3 protein-coding genes are annotated in these 6,382 nt (G+C 61.2%); 1 reads left to right on the top strand and 2 read right to left on the bottom strand.

Annotated elements, in window-relative coordinates:
* Nucleotides 1-249 precede the first annotated feature (249 nt).
* Nucleotides 250-3,270: an FAD-binding and (Fe-S)-binding domain-containing protein gene (locus tag HP547_RS26275; RefSeq protein ID WP_172288328.1), complete on the bottom strand. Its 3,021-nt coding sequence runs from the start codon at nucleotides 3,268-3,270 to the stop codon at nucleotides 250-252.
* Between the two features lie 152 nt (nucleotides 3,271-3,422).
* On the opposite strand from HP547_RS26275, the gene HP547_RS26270 reads away from it, so the two are divergent.
* Nucleotides 3,423-4,307 (top strand): LysR substrate-binding domain-containing protein, encoded by an 885-nt coding sequence (locus HP547_RS26270; RefSeq protein ID WP_172288326.1) that lies wholly within the window; start codon nucleotides 3,423-3,425, stop codon nucleotides 4,305-4,307.
* Between the two features lie 39 nt (nucleotides 4,308-4,346).
* Here HP547_RS26270 and HP547_RS26265 read toward each other — a convergent pair.
* Nucleotides 4,347-6,382, bottom strand: a 2,036-nt coding sequence (locus HP547_RS26265) for an NEL-type E3 ubiquitin ligase domain-containing protein (protein WP_306140575.1), incomplete at its 5' end; no start/stop codon positions are given.

Genomic DNA, 6,382 nt, shown 5'->3' with positions numbered 1-6,382 from the left:
GGTCATCAGCGGAACAGCGGAAAACTGTTCCAGCAGCTCTTGCGGAATCTTTGGTAACTCTCGGAGCGGTTTTTTTTGGTTGGCATACATGCACCTCTTACTCATGTTATGCCCGAACACAAAATTTCTGACACCCTCGGTGAACCCGATCCCACAGGTACAACACTGCCCTCAGGCCCTGTGACATCCCTGTGGGAGCGGGTTCACCCGCGAATGGGGCTGCCAAGCAGCCCCTAGGCGCCCTGTTGGTCAGCGCTGGGCGTACTGCAACACCACTTCCAGTGGGTGACGCATCTTGCGCTCGGTCATGCGTTTGACCTGGCTGCGGCACGAGTAACCGGTCGCCAACGGCTCTCCCTCCTTGTCCAGCTTGGTCGCCCACGACTGCTCGAAGATGGTCCGCGAGGTTTCCTGGTTGCGCGCCTCGTGCCCATAGGTGCCGGACATGCCGCAGCAGCCAGTGGCCTCGGTTACCAGGTTCAGCCCCAGGCGGGCGAACACCTGCTCCCACTGTCGGGTACTGGCCGGCACATTGGTCTTCTCGGTGCAGTGCGCCATCAGGCGGAAATTGCCCGGGGCGGTCGGTGCCTGCTCGGGCAGCACATCCATCAGCCATTCCTGCGGCAGCAGCACCTTCGGGCAACCCTCCAGGCCTGGCACCTTCTGGTACTCCTGGCGATACACCAGGGTCATCGCCGGGTCCAGGCCCACCAGCGGCACACCACAGTCGGCCAGGGCCTTGAGCTGGGTGCCGTTGCGGACCGCCGCCTTGGCGAACGCCCCAAGGAAGCCCTGCACATGCAGCGGCTTGCCGTTGGCGCTGTACGGCGCCAGGAACACCCGGTGGCCCAGGCGATGGGCCAGGTCGATGAAGGCCGACAGCAACGGTGTTTCGAAGTAGCGGGTAAAGGCATCCTGCACCAGCACGATGCTGCGCTCGCGCTGGGCCGGAGTCAGTTCACGCAGGGCCGGCACGCTGGCCACGCCGACATGGCAGCGGGCCAGGGTGGCCTGGAAGTTGAAGCGGCTGATCAGCGGGCTGTCGACCATGCCGACCTTGTCCGCCAGCAGCTTGCTCACGAATCCGGAGCCCATCACCGCGTTGTACAGCCCCGGTGCATGCGCCAGGTACGGGACGGTGAACTCCAGCGAACCGATCAGGTAGTCACGCAGCGGGCGCTGGTAGCGACCGTGGTACAGCTCGAGGAAGCGCGAGCGGAAGTCCGGCACATTGACCTTGATCGGGCACTGGCCGGCGCACGACTTGCACGCCAGGCAACCGGCCATGGCGTCGTACACTTCATGGGAGAAGTCTTCCTGGCCCTGGCTGCGCGCACGGTTGTTGCGCAGGCGTGCGGGCAGGCCCCTGAGCCACGACACCTTGTTGCGCGCCGCAGCCAGCACGTCGATGTTCGCTGCGCCTTGCAGGCGCAGCCACTCGCGCATCAGCGAGGCACGGCCCTTGGGCGAATGCTGGCGTTCACGGGTGGCCTTCCACGACGGGCACATGGCGTCGTTGGGGTCGTAGTTGTAGCAGGCGCCGTTGCCGTTGCAGTGCACGGCGCTGGCAAAGTCCTGCCAGACACGCTCGTCGATGGTGCGATCAAGGTCGCCGCGCAGGGGCACGCCATCGACCTTGGTCAGGCCTTCGGCGCTGTCTGGCGGCGTGCAGATCTTGCCGGGGTTGAGCTGGTTGAAGGGGTCGAAGGCGCCCTTCAGGCGCTGCAGCGCCGGGTACAGTTCGCCGAAGTATTCCGGCACGTACTCCGAACGCAGACCCTTGCCGTGTTCGCCCCACAGCAGGCCGCCGTAGCTTTTGGTCAGTGCCGCCACGGCGTCGGAAATCGGCTTGACCAGTGCTGCCTGGGCCGGATCTTTCATGTCCAGTGCGGGGCGCACATGCAGTACGCCAGCATCGACGTGGCCGAACATGCCATAGGCCAGGCCGTAGCCATCGAGCAAGGCACGGAAGTCGGCAATGTAGTCGGCCAATTGCTCTGGCGGCACGGCGGTGTCTTCCACGAAAGGCTGCGGCCGCACCTCGCCTTCGACGTTGCCCAGCAACCCGACCGAGCGCTTGCGCATGACGTAGACGCGGGTAACCGCTTCAGATCCCTCGGCCAGGGTATGGCCCAGGCGCTCGACACTGGTATCGGCTTGCAGGTGCTCGACAAATGCCTGCACCCGGGCGTTGACCTCGGCCGGCTCGTCGCCGCAGAACTCCACCAGGTTGATACCCAGGGTCGGGCGCTCGGGGTCGGCCGGGAAGTATTCGGCAACGCTGTGCCAGACGATATCCTTCATCGCCAGCATCAGCACCTTGGAGTCGACGGTCTCGATCGACAGCGGCTTGTGCGCCATCAGCGCATTGGCGTCACGCAGGGCATCCATGAAGCTGGTGTAGCGCACGTTGACCAGCACCGCGTACTTGGGAATCGGCAGCACGTTGAGCTTGGCCTCGACCACGTAGCCCAGCGACCCCTCGGCGCCGCACAGCACGCTGTTGAGGTTGAAGCGGCCCTGCTCGTCGCGCAGGTGCGCCAGGTCGTAGCCGGTCAGGCAGCGGTTGAGCTTGGGGAAGGTGGTTTCGATCAGTTCGGCCTGGGTTTCCTGGATATCGCGGGCCATGCGGTACACCTCGCCGACCCGACCGGGCGTGGCGCAGGCCTGCTCCAGCGCAGCATCGTCGATCGGCAGGCTGTGCAGGTGCTCGCCACCCAGCAGCACGCTGTGCAGTTCCAGTACGTGGTCGCGGGTCTTGCCGTAGGTGCAGCTGCCCTGGCCGCTGGCGTCGGTGTTGATCATGCCGCCGACAGTGGCGCGGTTGGAGGTGGACAGCTCAGGGGCGAAGAACAGACCGTGGGGCTTGAGCGCAGCGTTGAGCTGGTCCTTGACCGTACCGGCCTGCACCCGCACCCAACGCTCCTCGACGTTGATTTCGAGGATCTTGTTCATGTGCCGCGACAGGTCGACGACGATGCCGTCTGTCAGCGACTGGCCGTTGGTGCCGGTGCCGCCGCCACGCGGGGTCAGCTTGACGTCCTGGAAGCGCCCTTCCCCCATCAGTGCAGCAACCCGCGCCACATCGTCGGCGTCCAGCGGAAACACCGCCGCCTGTGGCAGACGCTGGTAGATCGAGTTGTCGGTGGCCAGCACCGTGCGGGTGCCGTAGTCGGCACTGATCTGGCCGCGGAAGCCGCTGTTGCGCAGGGCTTCGAGGAATTCGGGGTAGTTGGCGCCGGGTGCAACGGTGGAAAGCTGGGCGATCATCGAAGGATGGCCTCTTGATATAGGCTAATTCACGGGATTCCTGTCGTCCCGGCATGGGTGTTTGCATGCAGGGATGACGTATAGACCAATGTTCCTGTAGTTTGGCGTCGGGGGCAAACGGATAATCCTGCCGCTATCAATGACTTTTATGAATGAATTACCGCCACCTGACACCGTCCATGTCGCTGCTGCTGGCTTTCGAGGCCGCCGCCCGGCATGAAAGCTACACCCGCGCCGCCGCCGAACTGTCGCTGACCCAGAGCGCGGTCAGCCGCCAGGTGCAGGCACTGGAGCAGCAAATGGGCCTGACCCTGTTCCGCCGTGAAGGGCGCCAGGTGCAGCTGACCGATGTTGGCCGCCTGTACCAGCGCGAACTCAGCGAGGCACTGGGGCGCATCCGCAGCGCCACGCTGCAGGCGCTGGCCTATCAGTCGGGGGTCGGCACCTTGCGCCTGGCCACCCTGCCCACCTTTGGTTCGAAGTGGTTGTTGCCCAGGCTTCATGAGTTCTACAGCGCTCACCCAGGGATGCTGGTGCACATTCATTCAAGGATCGAAGCCATCAACTTCGACACCAGCGAGATCGATGCGGCCATCGGCGTAGCCAGCCATGACCTGCCAGGGCTGATCTGCCATCGCCTTCACGCCGAGGAACTGGTGGTCATACTGCCGCCGGAAGCCGGCACAGATACTCAAGGCTGGGGCCCGGCACGAATCAGCCAGGAAGTGCTGCTCAACGTAGCGAACAACCCGCATGCCTGGGGCGAGTGGTTCTCGCACCACAGCCTGCCGCATCGGGGCATGCGCCTGGGGCCCAGTTTCGAGCTGACCTCGCACCTGATCCAGGCGGTACGGGCCGGGATCGGGATCGGCCTGGTGCCGAGAATCCTGGTTGACGAGGAATTGAGCAAAGGCGAGTTGTTTAGCCCAGGCAGCGCCATTGCCAGCCAGCGTAGCTATTACCTTGTCTACCCTTCGCGAAATGAAGCGCTGCCGTCGCTGAAAGCTTTTCGTGGCTGGCTGCTGGGGCAGATATAGGGAGTAAGCATTCCTGGAATTGTGCCGCCCCCCTATCATTCATTCGGGGATGTTAACGTTCCACATATATGCCGCGCGCTGCATGGCCGCCTCGGTCAACGCCATACGCTGATCACGCAACCAGTCCGCCTCCCATTGGTTAAATGCCTCCATGCCCTCTGCATCATCTGCCTCATGTAACCGATTCTTTTCGATGATTCGTTGTGCTGGTAACTTGAAGCGTGCAGGCGACGTCCGCTCAAGGTATTTTCGCCAGTACGCTTGCTCACAAAACCATGGGGCCATTTCGGCAACCAATTGATGTTCCCGGATGTCCCTCAACACCCTAGGACGGTCTACAGCCCTTCGGTCAAACTCACGGGTAAAACGCATAACAGGACGGCGAATGGGAAGTTGCAGGTCATCGTACAGCTCGATTCGATACATCAACTGCACATCGACCGACTTCGCAGCCATTCCCAATTCAAAAGCATGCATCGAAGAAAACTCATCCAGCTTTTGCATCCGCCAAAATTGACCACCGACCCTCAACAACTCTGCCTCCGAGTGAGCTTCAGGATTTCGGATAAGCCCCCACGTCTGGATCTTCATCTCAAGATCGATAAAATGAGAGAGCGCATCATCACCACAGGTATTGACCTCCGACTCCCTGAAGAAATCAGCCCTGAAGCTGTATTGCTCCCGGGTGTCGGCCATCAGTTTTTCCCTGCCTGCATTCAACCCAGCTTCCTGTGCCAGCTCGTTCTCAACGATCGTGGCAAGTTCATCCTCTGTGATCACAAGCGAATCTCCGGCATCCTTGATCGCCTCCATCATCTCCTGCACCCGATAAGCAAGCTCATTCGCACCGTTATCAGAGGCGAACTCTGCAGAGGTACTCAAGCGTTTGAGGAGGTCGAAAAAATTATGCGAGCCGGGCAGTTCTTCAATACTCTGCCACAACGATGCCAGCTCATCCCTGAACTCCGGATCCACAGCGTCCTCCCACTGATAACGCTGAGGCACAGGATTCAGAATACTCTCCGGGTCATACCACCGCCTCTCTGCTTCACCGCGCATTCCTACCCGGAATCTTCCCCTGCGCACGATGGGTGACGCCCAAAAATCCGGATCGAATGAAGTGATCGTAGTGTCCGTCAGTTCAAACCTTGACAATTTCTGGTGCCTCAACACTCCCCCCGGCATGCTCGGGAGCCGGGTAGAACAAAGCAACAATGACCTCAACTCCGGCATCCCGCTGATTGAAAAGCCAACGTTCAGCGGGTTATTCGACAAGTTCAGGTACAACAGCGCCGTGCAACTCTCCAGCACCTCCACCTGCCGGGCGTCCAGTTTTATTCTGTTCCCTGACAAGTCCAACGACGTCAACTGGCCACGAAGAAAGGGGGGCAAGGAAATTTTGCGAATTTGACCATTGGTCAGGTCAAGCGCCTGCAAGTTCGGGAACGCACGCAGAAAGTTTCCAGAAATTTCCGTCAATTCGGAGTCTCTCAGCGCGAACTGGGTCACGTGTGGGAAGACGATGGACTCCGGTAGCTCAGGAAGTTGCTGAAACCCCATCCCGATATCCCATAGCGCGCTTGGCACCTTGAGATCCAGAAATTTTCCGAGTATCGAAAGACGCCACCGCGCAATCAGTGTTTTGCGAAAACCATAACGCGCCAACCATTCAAGCTTGAACGCTCCGAGCCGCTGCCAACGCGTCAAGCTGGTTTTCAATATTTTAAGCTGGCTCTCAAATTCACGTATTGCCGTCTCGGCATTCTCAGGCCCTGCGGCACTGAGCCACGCCTCGATCTGCTCGTCACTGGCGCCGGCGCACAACGTTCGTAGCCGGGTTGGCAGCGCGGCGGGCGGGCGGCTGCCGAACAGCCGGCCACCGCCTGAAAGTGGATAACCTATCCTGCCATCATCCAGACGTCTGGGCAGCAAGAAGGGCGCCGAAGGTTGATCACCTCCGAACAGGCTCTCGATGTCCTGCCGGCCTGTCATCCACTGCCTTGCCACTGCTTGCCGAAGGTTGACGGCAAAGGGCTCTGCAATCCCCATGGCAGCACGCTCTGCTGTGCTGAATG

The organism is Pseudomonas sp. CM27 (assembly GCF_013179515.1).
Lineage (GTDB): Bacteria > Pseudomonadota > Gammaproteobacteria > Pseudomonadales > Pseudomonadaceae > Aquipseudomonas.
This window is presented reverse-complemented; position numbering and strand designations above follow the sequence as displayed.

What these genes read in the sequence shown, in the direction of transcription:
- HP547_RS26275 (WP_172288328.1), bottom strand. Translation starts at nt 3,270, where the DNA reads ATGATCGCCCAGCTTTCCACCGTTGCACCCGGCGCCAACTACCCCGAA.
- HP547_RS26270 (WP_172288326.1), top strand. Translation starts at nt 3,423, where the DNA reads ATGAATTACCGCCACCTGACACCGTCCATGTCGCTGCTGCTGGCTTTC.